14 protein-coding genes are annotated in these 16,055 nt (G+C 38.5%); all 14 read left to right on the top strand.

Features of this window, described 5'->3' with window-relative positions; translation table 11 throughout:
* Positions 1 to 528: 528 nt before the first annotated feature.
* The 14 genes from dnaA (at position 529) to J5J05_RS09835 (ending at position 16,039) form a co-directional block, all read left to right on the top strand.
* Positions 529 to 1,866, top strand: coding sequence for a chromosomal replication initiator protein DnaA (gene dnaA / locus J5J05_RS09900; RefSeq protein ID WP_208560524.1), 1,338 nt, complete (start codon positions 529 to 531; stop codon positions 1,864 to 1,866).
* Positions 1,867 to 2,125: 259 nt separating this feature from the next.
* Positions 2,126 to 3,262 carry a DNA polymerase III subunit beta gene (gene dnaN / locus J5J05_RS09895; protein ID WP_208560523.1) on the top strand — a complete coding sequence of 379 codons (1,137 nt, stop codon included), beginning with the start codon at positions 2,126 to 2,128 and terminating at the stop codon, positions 3,260 to 3,262.
* 309 nt (positions 3,263 to 3,571) lie between these two features.
* Positions 3,572 to 3,808 carry a S4 domain-containing protein YaaA gene (gene yaaA / locus J5J05_RS09890; protein WP_244244707.1) on the top strand — a complete coding sequence of 79 codons (237 nt, stop codon included), beginning with the start codon at positions 3,572 to 3,574 and terminating at the stop codon, positions 3,806 to 3,808.
* Positions 3,808 to 4,929 (top strand): DNA replication/repair protein RecF, encoded by a 1,122-nt coding sequence (gene recF, locus J5J05_RS09885; RefSeq protein WP_208560522.1) that lies wholly within the window; start codon positions 3,808 to 3,810, stop codon positions 4,927 to 4,929. The genes yaaA and recF overlap by 1 nt, the downstream gene beginning before the upstream one ends.
* A 17-nt stretch (positions 4,930 to 4,946) precedes the next feature.
* The gene (gyrB, locus tag J5J05_RS09880; RefSeq protein WP_425270358.1) at positions 4,947 to 6,878 is read left to right on the top strand and encodes a DNA topoisomerase (ATP-hydrolyzing) subunit B; all 1,932 of its coding nucleotides are present in this window, start codon (positions 4,947 to 4,949) and stop codon (positions 6,876 to 6,878) included.
* Positions 6,879 to 7,003: 125 nt separating this feature from the next.
* Positions 7,004 to 9,508 (top strand): DNA gyrase subunit A, encoded by a 2,505-nt coding sequence (gene gyrA / locus J5J05_RS09875; protein ID WP_208560543.1) that lies wholly within the window; start codon positions 7,004 to 7,006, stop codon positions 9,506 to 9,508.
* 223 nt (positions 9,509 to 9,731) lie between these two features.
* Positions 9,732 to 10,031, top strand: a complete 300-nt coding sequence (gene rpsF, locus J5J05_RS09870; RefSeq protein WP_208560520.1) for a 30S ribosomal protein S6 — start codon at positions 9,732 to 9,734, stop codon at positions 10,029 to 10,031.
* Positions 10,032 to 10,091: 60 nt separating this feature from the next.
* Positions 10,092 to 10,634: a single-stranded DNA-binding protein gene (gene ssb, locus J5J05_RS09865; protein ID WP_208560519.1), complete on the top strand. Its 543-nt coding sequence runs from the start codon at positions 10,092 to 10,094 to the stop codon at positions 10,632 to 10,634.
* A 28-nt stretch (positions 10,635 to 10,662) separates the two neighbouring features.
* Positions 10,663 to 10,896, top strand: coding sequence for a 30S ribosomal protein S18 (rpsR, locus tag J5J05_RS09860; protein WP_072693633.1), 234 nt, complete (start codon positions 10,663 to 10,665; stop codon positions 10,894 to 10,896).
* A gap of 157 nt (positions 10,897 to 11,053) precedes the next feature.
* Complete coding sequence (locus tag J5J05_RS09855; RefSeq protein ID WP_208560518.1) at positions 11,054 to 13,051, top strand: DHH family phosphoesterase; 1,998 nt, start codon at positions 11,054 to 11,056, stop codon at positions 13,049 to 13,051.
* A gap of 24 nt (positions 13,052 to 13,075) precedes the next feature.
* Positions 13,076 to 13,525 carry a 50S ribosomal protein L9 gene (rplI, locus tag J5J05_RS09850; protein ID WP_208560517.1) on the top strand — a complete coding sequence of 150 codons (450 nt, stop codon included), beginning with the start codon at positions 13,076 to 13,078 and terminating at the stop codon, positions 13,523 to 13,525.
* A gap of 167 nt (positions 13,526 to 13,692) precedes the next feature.
* Positions 13,693 to 15,066 (top strand): replicative DNA helicase, encoded by a 1,374-nt coding sequence (gene dnaB, locus J5J05_RS09845; RefSeq protein WP_208560516.1) that lies wholly within the window; start codon positions 13,693 to 13,695, stop codon positions 15,064 to 15,066.
* Positions 15,067 to 15,234: 168 nt separating this feature from the next.
* Entirely contained in the window at positions 15,235 to 15,714 is a 480-nt protein-coding gene (locus J5J05_RS09840; protein ID WP_208560515.1) for a PTS sugar transporter subunit IIA, read from the top strand.
* A gap of 13 nt (positions 15,715 to 15,727) precedes the next feature.
* On the top strand, positions 15,728 to 16,039 hold the full coding sequence (locus J5J05_RS09835; protein ID WP_208560514.1) for a PTS fructose transporter subunit IIB: 312 nt from the start codon (positions 15,728 to 15,730) through the stop codon (positions 16,037 to 16,039).
* The last annotated feature ends 16 nt before the right edge of the window (positions 16,040 to 16,055 follow it).

Below are 16,055 nucleotides of genomic sequence, written 5' to 3'. Positions count from 1 at the left end.
TCTGTTTACTATTTTAAAGGTTACAAAATTGCTATCTAAATTTTGCATCATAACATAGACAGACTATATCAGTTTAAGAAAATAGGCATCATTTGTCAAGCCCTCTTCGCTAAATTATGTGTTTGCTTACGTTTTTTGTCACAACTAAGCGATCTGAAAACCATTGATTTGCTGCACAATTTTATCCACAGGTCAGTTGATAACTATTTTCATTTCCAGACTGTTAACAACTTTATACATGAATTCTCCCCAAAAACATAAGCTGTTCACAAGGTTATGCACAGCCTGTATAGAATTGTTAATAAGTATCGTATGCATTGTCCTAGCAATGTTCTTCCATGAATAGTTTTCCACAATTCTTGTTAGTTTCCTGTGTGTGATTTGAAACAACTAACAGGTCGTGTTCCCGTGTGGATAACTATTTTCAACAGCCTCTGAATTATTTATCAACAATTTCACTCAGTTGTGGAAAACTTATTCAATCCATGATAAAATATAAAAACATTCATTGAGACGAGGAGGAACAGAATGAATAACCCGCATCCATTGTGGATACATTTGCAAGATAAATTTAAGCAATCATTATCCAAAGTTAGTTTCGATACATGGATTCAAAGCGCAAACCTCGTCCGAGTCACAGATAATTCCGTTACCGTAGAAGTTCCATCTACGTTGCACAAAGAATATTGGCAAAATAATTTGACTACCCGAATGGTAGAGTACTTATATGAGTATTTTGGTCGCGAAATTTCTCCATTATTCGTCACGTCTGAAGAACAGGCTACACACGAAGAAAATAATGAAGAACCGCAACAAAGAGAACCCTTTGACCAAATGAGTATGGTCTCCAGTACGTTAAATAGTAAATATTCTTTTGATACATTTGTTATCGGAAAAGGAAACCAAATGGCACACGCAGCTGCACTTGTTGTCGCTGAAGAGCCAGGCACTATCTACAACCCGCTATTTTTCTACGGTGGTGTTGGACTCGGAAAAACCCATTTGATGCACGCAATTGGACATCAATACTTACAGATCAATCCAAATGCTAAGATCAAATACGTATCTAGTGAGAATTTTGCAAATGATTTTATCAATTCTATTCAAAATCGAACACAAGAGAAATTTAGAAGACAATACCGGAATGTTGATCTTCTATTAGTAGATGATATTCAGTTTTTCGCAGATAAAGAAGGAACGCAAGAAGAATTTTTCCATACCTTCAATGCGCTTTACGATGATCGAAAACAAATTGTCTTAACCAGTGATCGATTACCAAATGAAATACCAAAACTTCAGGAAAGACTTGTTTCTAGATTTGCATGGGGATTATCCGTAGATATCACGCCTCCCGACTTAGAGACCCGAATCGCCATTCTTAGAAAAAAAGCAAATGCTGAAGGTTTGGAAATACCTAACGACACCTTAAGCTACATCGCTGGACAAATCGATTCAAATATTCGTGAATTAGAAGGGGCTTTAGTCCGCGTACAAGCTTATTCAGCGATTCAGAGAAATGATATTACAACAAGTCTTGCTGCAGATGCTTTGAAGAGTATGGTGAAAAAAGATAAAAATCAAGATATTTCTATCGCAACCATTCAGCAAACCGTCAGCAAGTTCTATCAGATTTCTTTAGTCGATTTGAAAGGAAAAAAACGCGTCCGTCAAATTGTACTCCCCAGACAAATCGCTATGTATCTGTCTAGAGAACTCACAAATAACTCCTTACCGAAAATCGGAAAAGAGTTTGGTGGTAAAGATCATACAACTGTTATCCATGCTTATGAGAAAATCGAACAAGCCATCAAAAAAGATGCCGATTTAAAACATGAAATTGAACAACTTAAAAAGAGTTTGCAATAATTTTTTTTGTGTTCTGGAATTTCGCCTGTGTATAACCCTATACTTTCTACACAGAGTTACCCACAGTTTATCCACAAGTGGAAAACTTTTGTTTCTAAGGGTTTTTTAGCTTTTCCACAGTATACACAGGCCCTACTACTATTACTATATTATTTATATAAATATATATACACTGTCCACAGTGAGGAATAACTTAAAAAATGGATCAGAAGCACTTTGTGCTATACTGAAAAATAAGAAGAATGCACGGAGGGATATTATGAAATTTTCTGTCAAACGGACAGCTTTCTTAAAAAAACTAAAAGATGTTCAATTAGCTGTATCATCAAGAACGACCATTCCTATACTAACGGGTATCAAACTGGTAGCTGACGCTGAGGGCGTTAAGTTAACAGGTAGTAATTCTGATATCTCTATAGAGACAATCATATCTGTTCATGATGAAAAAGCGGAACTGACTATAGAAGAAGAGGGAAGCATCGTGTTACAACCAGCACGTTTCTTCAGTGACATCGTCAATAAATTACCAGATGAAACATTTTCTATCGAAGTAATGGATCGAGTACAAACGTCCATTACATCTGCCTCGTCTTCTTTTATCATCAACGGACTAGACGCTGCAAATTATCCACACCTTCCAGAAATTGATACAGAACAAGCTTTTACGTTACCGGTTCAACTGTTGAAAACAATCGTTAAACAAACAGTTATTGCGGTCTCTTCACATGAAAGTCGCCCAATATTAACAGGTGTCAATCTTTCTTTGAAAGAAGGAAAACTAAAAGCTGTTGCAACAGATAGTCACCGACTAAGTCAACGGGTGATTCCGTTAGAATCAGCAGGAGATTTCTCTTACAACATTGTTATTCCTGGAAAAAGTCTACAAGAGCTTTCAAGATTGCTAGATGATTCCCTTGAAGAAATTACTGTTGCTATCGCAGAAAATCAAATCTTATTCAAAACAGAAGATACGCATTTTTATTCAAGATTGTTGGAAGGGAACTACCCTGACACGGATCGTTTGATTCCAGATGCGTCTTCTACACAAATCACCTTAGATGCACAGGTACTCTTAGGTGCTGTTGAGCGTGCTTCATTATTGTCTCACGAAGGAAAAAATAACGTGGTCAAGTTAGCTGTGAAGAAAAATGAATTGGAAATTACTGGTAACTCGCCTGAAGTAGGTCGTGTAAATGAACACGTTTCTTTCAAACAGATCGAGGGAGAAGAGATGGAAATTTCTTTCAATCCAGATTATCTTAAAGCTGCATTGAATACCTTTGGAGCTGTGGAAATCACGATCAAGCTGATTTCTACGCTTAGACCGTTTGTATTGGTGCCAAGTGATGATACTCGAGAGTTTATCCAATTGATTACACCGATTCGCACGTCGTAATAAGCCTAAAATAAGAGAAAATAAAATCCTGCTGTGGATATCGTGTGCTTTTTGACCGATTTTCAGCAGGATTTTTTGTTTATATCCTTTTTTCGACCTCAAAACGGTTAAAATTACTTTATTTTACATTCTGAGCGTATTTCGATCTAAAATATCATTTTTCTTTTTATCTATCGAAAATCTGTCAGAGGCCATTATTTTCCGTCAAAGTTTGTATTGGGCTCTTTTTTGGGGTATAATAGATAGAGAATAGTATGAAAAAAATCGTGGTGTTTTACATGACGTATTTTTTATTTTAAGGAGCCGATAATGGTGCATACCCCAATTCAAATAGAAGAGACGTACATTACATTAGGACAATTTTTGAAACATGCTAATGTGATTTCAAGTGGCGGGATGGCTAAGCCATTTCTAGAGCAATTTGAAGTGTACGTTGATGGAGAACTCGAGAATAGACGAGGTAAGAAACTTTATAATGGTACGGTAGTAGATATTCCAGAAGTAGGTAGTTTTGTGGTGGAATCTTTAAAAACTGAGGACGCCTAATGTATTTGAAAGACCTTCAGCTCAGAGGCTATCGCAATTACGATCAAGCTGAAGCTGTTTTTTCCCAGAATATCAATGTGTTTCTGGGTGAAAATGCTCAGGGCAAAACGAATATGATGGAAAGTATCTACTTACTTGCTATGGCAAGAAGTCACCGAACAGCCAATGACAAAGAGTTGATTGGCTGGGATCAGGAATTTGCAAAGGTGACGGGACGGATTGAAAAGACGCAAGGCGGTTTTCCTTTAGAAATCGTCCTTTCTAAAAAAGGGAAGAAAGCAAAACTGAATCATTTAGAACAAAAGAAGCTCAGTGCCTATATTGGTCATCTGAACGTTATTTTGTTTGCACCGGAAGACTTGTCTTTGGTAAAAGGATCGCCTTCTGTACGTAGAAAATTTCTTGATATGGAAATGGGACAAATGAGTCCGATTTATCTTCATCACTTAGTGGAATATCAAAAAATTCTAAAACAGCGAAATCATTATTTGAAGCAAGCACGGTTCAAAGATAAGGTCGATCAGACTTATTTAGATGTGTTGACAGACCAGCTGGCCGCAGAAGGGGCAGAGGTCTTGAATGAGCGTTTCAAATTCACCAAAAGACTACAAGAATGGGCAGAACCGATCCACCGGTCGATTTCTCAAGGAAAAGAGCAGTTGCGTATCGAGTATGCTTCTTCCATACCCATTAACTCCGAACAAGATAAAACACAACTCATGAATGACTTATTGGATCAGTTCAAGAAAAACCAGCAACGAGAGCTGGATCAAGGAACAACAGTAAGTGGACCCCATAGAGATGATCTTCGCTTTTACATCAACGATAAAAATGTCCAGACGTATGGATCTCAAGGACAACAGCGCACGACTGCGCTTAGTGTCAAGCTTGCGGAAATTGAATTGATGTTTGAAATGACAGGGGAATACCCTGTTTTATTACTTGATGATGTTTTAAGTGAATTAGACGATGACAGACAGACGCACTTATTGAAATCCATTCAGGATAAAGTGCAGACTTTTTTAACGACCACCAGTTTAGATGGTGTAAAAAAAGAATTACTGAACGATCCCCGGATTTTCAACGTATCAAGTGGGCAGATTAAAATGGAGAGTGAATAAATTTGGCAGATGAACAATTGACTCCAAAAGAAGTAGTAGAACTAAGAGAAGAGTATGATGCAAGTCAGATCCAGGTCTTAGAAGGACTGGAAGCTGTTAGAAAAAGACCGGGTATGTATATTGGATCTACTGGTGAGGCCGGTTTGCATCACCTTGTCTGGGAGATCGTAGATAACTCTATCGATGAGGCAATGGCAGGCTATGCAGATAAAATCGAAATCGTCATAGAACCTGAGAACATCATCAGAGTAACAGATGATGGACGCGGTATTCCCATCGATATCCAGCAAAAAACAGGTCGACCAGCCGTAGAGACGGTCTTTACGATTCTTCATGCCGGAGGTAAATTCGGTGGTGGCGGATATAAAGTATCTGGTGGTTTACACGGTGTAGGTTCTTCTGTTGTTAATGCTTTGTCAGAATATCTTGAGGTCAATGTCCATAAGAATGGCAAAGTATATAACCAACGCTATGAGCGTGGAGCCGTTATGTATGACGTGAAAGAAGTCGATACAACGGATCAAAGAGGAACAGAAGTTGTCTTCAAGGCAGATGCGGAGATTTTTAAGGAAACAACTGTCTATGATTTCCACAAATTGTCAACCCGTGTTAGAGAGCTTGCTTTCTTGAACAAAGGACTGAACATCTCGATTGAAGATCGCAGAGAAGAAGAACCTGTTCGTCTTGAATATCAGTATGAAGGTGGGATTCAAAGTTACGTTAGTTACTTGAATCAAACAAAAACGAATTTGTACGAAGAACCCATTTTTCTTGAAGGTGAACAAGAAGGAATCGTTGTGGAGGTTGCATTACAACATACCGATGGCTTCCATATGAACATCATGAGCTTTGCGAACAACATTCATACCTACGAAGGTGGGATGCACGAGTCTGGATTCAAGACGGCTTTGACACGAATCATTAACGACTATGCACGTCGCAATAAAATTTTAAAAGAGAATGATGACAATTTAACAGGGGAAGATGTCCGAGAAGGTTTAACGGTCGTATTGAGCATCAAACACCCGGATCCGCAGTTTGAGGGACAAACGAAAACAAAATTAGGTAACTCTGAGGTTCGTACGATTACAGATCGTCTGTTCAGTGAGCATTTCGATCGCTTTTTGATGGAGAATCCGACAGTGGGAAGACAAATCATCGAAAAAGCTTTATTGGCAGCCCGTGCGCGTCTTGCAGCTAAGCGGGCAAGAGAAGTTACCCGTAAGAAAAACGGTTTAGAGATCAGTAATCTTCCAGGAAAATTGGCTGACTGTTCTTCTAAAGATCCAGAGAAATCTGAGATTTTCATCGTTGAGGGTGATTCAGCCGGCGGTTCTGCAAAACAAGGCCGCTCTAGATTATTCCAAGCGATTCTACCGATCAGGGGTAAGATCTTGAACGTAGAGAAAGCTTCGATTGACCGTATTCTTGCAAACGAAGAGATTCGTTCATTATTTACGGCAATGGGAACAGGCTTTGGTGAAGAGTTTGAAATCGATAAGACAAGATATCATAAATTGATTATCATGACGGATGCCGATGTCGATGGTGCGCATATTCGTACCTTACTACTCACACTGATATTCAGATATATGAGACCCGTTATCGAAGCTGGTTTCGTTTATATCGCACAGCCACCGTTATACCAAGTTAAACAAGGTAAAAAAGAAGTTTACTTGGATACAGAGAAACAGTTGGAAGAATACTTGAAAGAGATTCCGCCAACGCCTAAACCAGATATTCAACGTTATAAAGGTCTTGGAGAGATGGATGCCGAACAACTTTGGGATACAACCATGAATCCAGAAAATCGTCGCTTACTTAAGGTAACGGTTGAAGATGCAATCGAAGCGGATATGGTCTTTGATATGCTGATGGGTGAGAAAGTTGAACCACGTCGCGTGTTTATTGAAGACAACGCTAAATATGTTCAGAATATTGATATTTAAAAAATAAGCATGTATAGAAACAGAGTTGCAGCTCAAAATACCCATTTTGATTGGGTATTTGAGCTGCAGCGTGCTTGATGAAAACAAGGAGGAACAAATACTTGGCTGAAAATACAGAAGCACGTATGGAATCAATCAACCTTGCTAGTGAGATGAGAAACTCATTTCTAGACTATGCAATGAGTGTTATTGTTTCCCGTGCCCTACCTGATGTACGAGACGGTTTGAAACCTGTTCACCGTCGTATTCTTTACGGAATGAATGAGCTAGGTATGACACCGGACAAAGCTTATAAAAAGTCTGCTCGTATCGTGGGAGATGTAATGGGTAAATATCACCCCCACGGTGATTCTGCTATTTACGAATCAATGGTTCGTATGGCACAAGACTTTAGTTATCGAAATCCTTTAGTCGATGGACACGGAAACTTTGGTTCTATCGATGGCGATAGCGCTGCAGCGATGCGTTATACTGAGGCAAAAATGAGTAAGATCGCTATGGAAATGCTAAGAGATATCAATAAAGACACGATTGATTATCATGATAATTACGATGGTTCAGAAAGAGAACCAGATGTTTTACCGGCAAGATTTCCAAACCTTTTAGTCAATGGCGCTTCTGGTATCGCGGTTGGTATGGCAACGAATATTCCACCACATAACTTAAAAGAAGTGATCGCAGCTTGCCGTATGTTGATGGCTAACAGTGAAGCGACTGTGGCTGAACTGATGGAAGTTTTACCAGGACCCGATTTCCCAACGGGGGCAATGGTTTTAGGTAAATCTGGAATCAGAAAAGCTTATGAAACTGGTCGTGGCTCTATCAAAGTCCGTGCAAAAGCACATATTGATGTACTTAAAAATGGTCGCGAACGAATTATCGTAGATGAATTACCGTATTTGGTAAATAAAGCGAAGCTAGTTGAACGTATCGCTGAATTAGCACGAGATAAGCGTATAGAGGGCATTACAGACCTGACTGATGAATCAGATAGAGATGGCATGCGCGTGGTCATAGAGGTCCGTAGAGACGTCTCAGCGAGTGTTATTTTGAATAACCTTTATAAGATGACGCCTATGCAAACCTCATTTGGCTTCAACATGCTAGCGATCGTGAATGGTATTCCTAAAACACTTGGCTTAATCGAAATTTTAACTGAATACCTAAAACACCAACGTATCGTGATTCGCAGAAGAACAGAATATGACAAGCGTAAAGCAGAGGCACGTGCGCATATTCTAGAAGGACTACGTATCGCACTTGACCATATTGATGAGATTATTTCTATCATCAGAGGTTCTCAGACTGGTCAAATCGCTAAGGAAACATTGATGGAAAGATTTGATCTTTCTGAGCGTCAGTCTCAAGCGATTTTAGATATGCGAATGGTTCGTTTGACTGGATTAGAACGAGAAAAAATTGAAGGCGAATACCAAGACTTGATTTCAACAATCAATGACTTAGTAGACATCCTTTCCAAACCTGAACGAATCAATGAAATTATTGAAACTGAGTTGGAAGAAATCTCTGAAAAACATGGAGATGACCGAAGAACAGAATTACTGGTTGGAGAGTTATTGAGTCTTGAAGATGAAGACTTGATCGAGGAAGAAGAAATCGCGATCACTTTGTCGCACAATGGTTATATGAAACGCATGGCGATCTCAGAGTTTAAAGCACAGAACCGAGGCGGCAGAGGTGTTAAAGGTATGGGAACCAATACAGATGACTTCGTAGAAACCTTATTGACCTGCTCAACGCACGATTTGCTGTTATTCTTTACGAATACCGGAAAAGTGTATAAAGCTAAAGGATATGAAATTCCTGAATACGGTCGTACGGCTAAAGGGATACCCGCTATTAACTTCTTGGGTATTGATAATAGCGAGAAGATTCAAGCGATTATCAATATGCGAGGCGAAGCGAAAGAGAACGAGCACTTATTCTTTACAACACGTAAAGGGACTGTGAAACGAACAGCGCTAAGTGAATTCATGAATATTCGTACAAGTGGGCTGAGAGCAATCGTGTTGAGAGAAGAAGATGAATTGATCAATGTCTCGATGACGAATGGTGACCAGAATATTATTATTGGTACCCGTGATGGTTATGCCGTTAGCTTCCATGAAACAAAAGTAAGAAGTATGGGGAGAGCGGCAGCTGGTGTTCGAGGTATCAACTTAAGAGATAGCGATGATGTTGTCGGTATGGATCTCTTGAACGATGACTCTGAAGTGTTAATCATTACTGAAAACGGGTATGGTAAACGAACAGCTGCTGGAGAGTATGCTATCCGTGGCCGTGGTGGTAAAGGTGTTAAAACAGCGAATGTCACAGAGAAAAATGGACCATTGATTGGTCTGAAAACAGTAGATGGTCATGAAGATATTATGCTGATTACAAATGCTGGTGTAGTTATTCGATTCCACGCTACAAATATTTCTCAAACAGGTCGAGCAACGCAAGGCGTTAGACTCATGCGTTTAGAAGAAGGCAGTAAAGTATCTACGCTAGCTAAAGTTGAACCTCAAGAAGAAGAAGTACTAGAAGAAAACGAATTACTGACTGAAAATGTAGAAGTACCAGAAGAAATAACAGAACCCGAAATGAATGAAGACACAGAAGAATAAATAAGCGAATCAAAATAGTTTAAAAAGATCGTCTAGTATTTGGCTTGATCAAGCTGAATGCTAAGACGATCTTTTTATTTAATTTAAAACAAATATCTTGATGTTCTGTTGCTTTAGGTATTTCCTTATGCTATAATTGTTCGGAGTGAGTACTCTTTAGAGAATACTCTCCTTGCTCTTTCAAATGAAAGGGCCAAAGTCCATAAGGAGGTGACAGTCAACGATGAGTCAATCAGCGAAATATGAAGTTTTATACATTATCCGTCCAAATATCGAAGAAGATGCTAAAAAAGCGTTAGTAGAACGTTTTGATACAATCTTAAAAGATAACGGTGCTGAAGTTACTGAATCAAAAGACTGGGCGAAACGTCGTTTTGCATACGAGATCAAAGGATATCGAGAAGGTACGTACCGCTTGGTAAACATTGTTTCCGAAGATGCAGCAGCAATTAACGAATTCGAACGTCTAGCGCGTATTAACGAAGACATTCTTCGTCATATGATCGTACGTTTGGAAGACTAATATGTTTCACGTGAAACATATTGTTATTGCAAAGTAATGATGTAGAAAGGAGCCCAAACATTGATTAATAATGTCGTACTAGTTGGAAGATTAACACGTGATGCTGAATTACGTTATACAGGTAGTGGTACTGCTGTAGCTTCTTTTTCAATAGCGGTTGAACGTACTTTTACAAACGCTCAAGGAGAAAGAGAAACAGATTTTATCAACTGCGTAGCTTGGAGAAAAACTGCGGAAATTATTTCTAATTTCACTCGTAAAGGTTCTCTAGTAGGTGTAACGGGTCGCATACAAACACGTAATTACACAAACAACGAAGGTCGTAAAGTATATATTACTGAAGTTGTGTGTGAGAACTTCCAAATGTTAGAGCCTAAGTCTGTAACAGAGAAACGTAGTCAAAATGACAATGATTCTTCTGGATCAGGATACTCTAATAATAATGCAAATTATTCAAATCAGAACAATTATTCTCAACAGAATAATAGTCAAGCTCCTGGAAATAATCAGAACAGAAACAACAATTTTGCAAACTTCGATGAAGATCCGTTTGAGAAAAACGATGATCCAATCGATATTTCAGATGACGATTTACCGTTTTGATTCATAACTAAAGAAGGAGGAGTATAAAATGGCAGGACGCAGAGGCGGCAAGAAGCGCCGGAAAGTTGATTTCTTTGCAGCAAACCATATCGAATATATTGATTATAAAGATATCGATTTGCTAAAACGTTTCATTTCAGAACGCGGTAAAATTTTACCACGTCGTGTAACTGGAACTTATGCAAAGAACCAACGTAAATTAACTAAAGCAATCAAACGTGCACGTATCATGGGATTACTTCCATTCGTTGCAGAAGATTAAATAGATATTTAAAATCGTAGCAGATTATCTGTTGCGATTTTTTTATTTTGATGTTTCACGTGAAACATTTAGACAATAGCTATTTCGAACAGTCTAGAATATGAAAGCGAAAAATGGTAAGATATAGTAGTCTAAATATTGAAACAGAGGAGACAATATGAAACGAGTCAATGAAGAGGAATCTATTCCCAAATTTCTAGATCGACCGTTTATGCGGATGATGATTCTATTTGCTTCTTTAGCCATTGTCGTATTAACTATACTCAGCTTCATCGCAAATGTATGGATAGGTATGTTGATGCTGCTATTAGCCGTTACCATTGTTGTAGTAACATGGAGATTTGGCAAAGAGTATGTAGAAGAATTAAACTCATATATTTTAAATCTTTCTTATAGAATCAAACGTGGTGAACAAGAAGCATTAATTAAAATGCCGATTGGCATTATCTTGATCAACAAGAACGAAGAAGTCGATTGGGTCAATCCCTATATGCAGACACAGCTATCAAACGAGGAAAGCGTACTCGGTAAGCATATTAGTGAAGTCAATGAAGAAATATATCAATTGCTTCAAAGTACAGACGAATCAAACTCTGACCTATTAGAATGGAATAATAAAATTTTTCAAATTATCGTACAAGAAGATATCCATGCAATTTATTTAATGGATATTACGGAATACGCTGAAGTGAAAGTGAAATACGAAGAGGCAAGACCTGTTGTAGGTTGGCTATTCTTGGATAATTACGATGAAGTCGTTCAAGGATTAGATGACAGAGGCGTATCTGGCTTCAATAGTCTGTTGACTACTTATCTATCTAACTGGGGGAAACAGCACAGTATTTTCTATAAGAAAACATCTGATGATAAGTACTTCCTCTTGTTGAATAGAAGTGAGTTAGAAAGAATTGAAAATGAGAAGTTCAATATCATTGATAATATTCGAGATCGGACTTCTAAAAGAAATTTACCACTTACAATCAGTATTGGTATAGCCTATGGTGATGATGACTTTGATAAGCTTGCTGAATTAGCTCAGAGTAATCTTGACTTAGCACTCGGTCGTGGTGGTGATCAGGCGATTGTTAAAGAAGTCGATCAAGAGCCAAGATATTATGGTGGAAAAACGAATCCGATGGAAAAACGTACAAGAGTACGTTCAAGAATGATTAGCCAAGCAATGCAAGAGTTAATCAAAGGAAGCGACCAAGTGTTCGTAATGGGACATAAAAATCCAGATATGGATGCTATTGGTTCTTCGCTTGGGATTGCGCGCATTTCAATGATGCTGAAGAAAAAATGCTGGGTAGTCATCGATCAAGATGACTTAAGCAGTGATGTCAGTAAACTGATGGATGAAATCGAAAAACAAAATCAAGTAAATCAAAATATTATATCTCCAGCAGAGGCACAAAACATTATTACGGAGAATGATTTAGTCATATTAGTTGATCATCATAAACCCATGCTATCTATTGCACCAAATCTTCTCAAGAAAACGAAGAAAAATATCGTTATTGACCATCACCGCCGTGGAGAAGACTTTACAGAGAATCCACTGTTGGTATACATTGAACCGTATGCTTCTTCAACTGCTGAGTTGATTACTGAATTATTTGAATATGTTTCTTCCGATGGTGAGCCAATCAACAGAATTGAAGCAACGGCTATGCTTGGTGGTATTATTGTGGATACTAATAACTTTAGTTTAAGAACAGGATCGAGAACCTTTGATGCAGCAAGTTACTTACAGTCAGTAGGAGCTAATTCTACGATGATCCAAAGGCTGTTGAAAGAAGATCCTGAAGTCTATCTAAAACGAAGTAAATTGATAGAAACAATTGAATTTGTTCACGAAGGTGTGGCTATTGCTCACGGCAAGGATGACCAAATCTATCCGCCGGTAACAACTGCTCAAACAGCAGATACAATGTTAAGCATGTCAGGTGTTGAAGCGGCCTTTGTCATCACTAAACGGTCAGATGATATGGTTGGGATCAGCGCAAGAAGTCTTGGGAAAATCAACGTACAGATTATTATGGAAAAAATGGGCGGTGGCGGTCACCTTTCTAACGCTGCTACTCAAATAGATGGAAAAACGGTACAAGAAATACGAGAAGAGTTAATCGAACAGATTAAGACAGAACTTGACTAATTTAAATAAAAGGAGTTTTTAACTATGGAAGTAGTTTTATTGAAAGATGTCAAAGGGACTGGAAAAAAAGGCGAAATCAAGAATGTTTCAGATGGATATGCAAATAACTTTCTATTGAAAAAAGGTCTTGCGAAAGAGGCGACAAATTCAGCAGTAGCAGAGTTATCTGCTAAAAAGAATGCGATGAAACGCGAAGAGAACGAAATTCTTGAAGCAGCAAAACAAGACAAGAAAAAAATAGAAGATAATCCAATTGAACTGAAAGAGAAAGCAGCAGAAGATGGTCGACTGTTTGGCTCTGTAACAACGAAACAAATTGCAAAAGAGATGGAAAAACAATTAGGAATCAAAGTTGATAAGCGTAAATTGAATCAACCGATGCCAATGAGAGCTGTCGGTTCTCAAAATATAGAAGTTAAACTACACAAAGAAGTTACAGCTGAACTAACGGTTAGAGTTACAGCATTAGATTAATGATTAAAGAGAGTGGCTTTCAAAGCTTCTCTCTTTTTTTACGAAAGATTGTTTCATATGAAACAACGATTAAACGTATGTTCCCTCGTATACTTTTATAAAAAGATACGGTACAATTAAGAATGAATTTGTGACCTATAGGGTGCGAAAGGAAGAATATACTAGCAATGGAACCAATTGGAGATCGTTTACCACCACAAAATATTGAAGCTGAGCAGTCAGTGCTTGGATCTATTTTATTGAATCCAGAAGCACTGATACCGGCAATGGAGTATATTGAATCGACGGATTTTTATCGTCGCGGGCATCAATTGATTTTCCAGACAATGGTTGATCTGAGTGAAAGAAATGAAGCGATAGATGTTGTTACCATTGCTGATATGCTGGAATCAAGAAATCAGTTGGAAGATATCGGTGGCACTCCTTATTTAGCAGATATAGCGACTGCAGTGCCGACCGCAGCTAACGTGGAGTATTATTCTAAAATCGTAGAGGAGCGCGCTATTTTACGTCGTTTGATCCAAACAGCAACAGAAATCGCGACAAGAGGATATGATGAAGCTGGAGATCTTCCGAATCTTTTAGATGATGCGGAAAGAAAGATACTAGAAGTTTCAGAAAAGAGAAGTCGAAGCGGATTTGTAAACATTGAAGAAGTATTAAGAGAAACCATCAATAATATTGATGAGTTATTCCAAAATGATGAAGAAATCACTGGAATCTCAACTGGGTACAAGGCATTGGACCAGATGACAGCAGGTTTACACGAAGACGAACTGATCATCTTAGCTGCAAGACCAGGTGTAGGTAAAACGGCTTTTGCTTTGAATGTTGCTCAAAATATCGGAACGAAAACGGATGAAACAGTGGCTATCTTTAGTTTAGAGATGGGTGCTGAACAGCTTGTTAACCGTATGCTATGTGCAGAAGGAACCATCAATGCATCTAATTTGAGAACAGGTAAACTAACCGAAGAAGAATTTACCAAGCTCTTTGTTGCAATGGGAAGCTTGTCAAAAGCTAACATTTATATCGACGATACACCGGGAATCCGTACTGCTGAAATTAGAGCAAAATGCCGCCGTCTAAAACAAGAACGTGGTAGTTTAGGCTTAGTAGTGATTGATTATTTACAATTGATTGAAGGATCCGGAAAAGAAAGTCGTCAACAAGAAGTATCTGACATTTCAAGACAACTGAAAAAACTAGCAAAAGAATTATCGGTTCCTGTCGTCGCTTTATCACAGCTATCACGTGGTGTGGAGCAGAGACAAGATAAACGACCGATTTTGAGTGATTTGAGAGAGTCTGGATCGATTGAGCAAGATGCGGATATCGTTGCATTCTTGTATCGTGATGACTATTACCGCAACGAAGACGACGAAGAAGAGGAAGATTCTGTTGAAGATAACGTCGTAGAAATTATCTTGGAGAAGAACCGTTCAGGTGCGCGTGGCACAGCCAAGCTGCTTTTTATTAAGGAGTACAACAAGTTCTCTTCTCTGACGTATTATCCAGAAGACCAAATCCAAGGTATATAGCATCAAATCATTAAAGCATCCATCTGTAATCGACGTTAACACTGTTAACAAAGAAGGCATATGGGTGCTTTTTTTGTTCGAAAAAGCAAACCCTTTCAATATAAAATCAGATACTGGTATACTTTAAAAATAGAACACTGTACTTAGCGAAAGAAGGTGAACATAACAATGAGTCCACAAATGAATGACGAATTAGCAATCCATTTATCGTTACCCTTTGATAATCAGCATAAAGAGAAAGTAGCTGTACTAGAAGAAGTCGCAGAGTGGCTCTCTGACCAGTTAGAAGAAACAATCGCTCCTTCTCTGATCGTTAGTGGAATAAAAGAAAGAGAAGCGGTAGGGTCAACAGGTTTTGGAGATGGTTTCGCGATTCCTCATGGACAAGTACCTAAGCTTATGCACCCAGTACTGGCAATTATTCGTCTTGAGCAACCAGTTAACTGGGAGGCAATGGATGATGAAAAAGTAGACCACCTATTGATAATTTTAGTGCCAGTCGACAAAGCGAATCAGACCCACTTAGAGCTATTATCAACGCTTGCCTACCATTTGATCGACCAGGATACAAAGCATCGTTTAAAGACGATAAAAGAGCCTATAGAGATGCGTGGATTTATTAAGAGTCTATTTGAAAGAGGAAGATAGGGAGGAAATGCAAATGAATATTCTAGCTGTTACAGCATGCGCTACAGGCGTTGCCCATACCTTTATGGCAAAAAGAGCACTAGAGGATGCTGCTAAGAAGCAAGGACACCAGATCAAAGTAGAAACGCAAGGGGCTACAGGTATAGAAAATGAATTGACACAAGCAGAAGTTGATGCGGCAGATATCCTGATTCTTGCAGTAGAAGTAGGGATAGCAAAGAAAGAACGATTTGAAAATGTCAAAAAAGTAGAAATGCCAATCGGGACAGTGATTAAAAATGCAGATAGCTTGATTCGAAAAATTGAAGAAAAATTAAATACGTAGAGACGGAGGAAGTACT

This window comes from Marinilactibacillus kalidii (assembly GCF_017599325.1).
Lineage (GTDB): Bacteria > Bacillota > Bacilli > Lactobacillales > Carnobacteriaceae_A > Marinilactibacillus > Marinilactibacillus kalidii.
The sequence above is the reverse complement of the archived record's forward strand: the minus strand, read 5'-3'. Positions and strand labels throughout refer to the sequence as shown.

Bases quoted from the DNA above. Each gene is read 5' to 3' on its own strand.
- dnaA (WP_208560524.1), top strand. From the start codon at position 529: ATGAATAACCCGCATCCATTGTGGATACATTTGCAAGATAAATTTAAG.
- dnaN (WP_208560523.1), top strand. From the start codon at position 2,126: ATGAAATTTTCTGTCAAACGGACAGCTTTCTTAAAAAAACTAAAAGAT.
- yaaA (WP_244244707.1), top strand. From the start codon at position 3,572: ATGGTGCATACCCCAATTCAAATAGAAGAGACGTACATTACATTAGGA.
- recF (WP_208560522.1), top strand. From the start codon at position 3,808: ATGTATTTGAAAGACCTTCAGCTCAGAGGCTATCGCAATTACGATCAA.
- gyrA (WP_208560543.1), top strand. From the start codon at position 7,004: ATGGAATCAATCAACCTTGCTAGTGAGATGAGAAACTCATTTCTAGAC.
- rpsF (WP_208560520.1), top strand. From the start codon at position 9,732: ATGAGTCAATCAGCGAAATATGAAGTTTTATACATTATCCGTCCAAAT.
- rpsR (WP_072693633.1), top strand. From the start codon at position 10,663: ATGGCAGGACGCAGAGGCGGCAAGAAGCGCCGGAAAGTTGATTTCTTT.
- J5J05_RS09855 (WP_208560518.1), top strand. From the start codon at position 11,054: ATGAAACGAGTCAATGAAGAGGAATCTATTCCCAAATTTCTAGATCGA.
- rplI (WP_208560517.1), top strand. From the start codon at position 13,076: ATGGAAGTAGTTTTATTGAAAGATGTCAAAGGGACTGGAAAAAAAGGC.
- dnaB (WP_208560516.1), top strand. From the start codon at position 13,693: ATGGAACCAATTGGAGATCGTTTACCACCACAAAATATTGAAGCTGAG.
- J5J05_RS09840 (WP_208560515.1), top strand. From the start codon at position 15,235: ATGAGTCCACAAATGAATGACGAATTAGCAATCCATTTATCGTTACCC.
- J5J05_RS09835 (WP_208560514.1), top strand. From the start codon at position 15,728: ATGAATATTCTAGCTGTTACAGCATGCGCTACAGGCGTTGCCCATACC.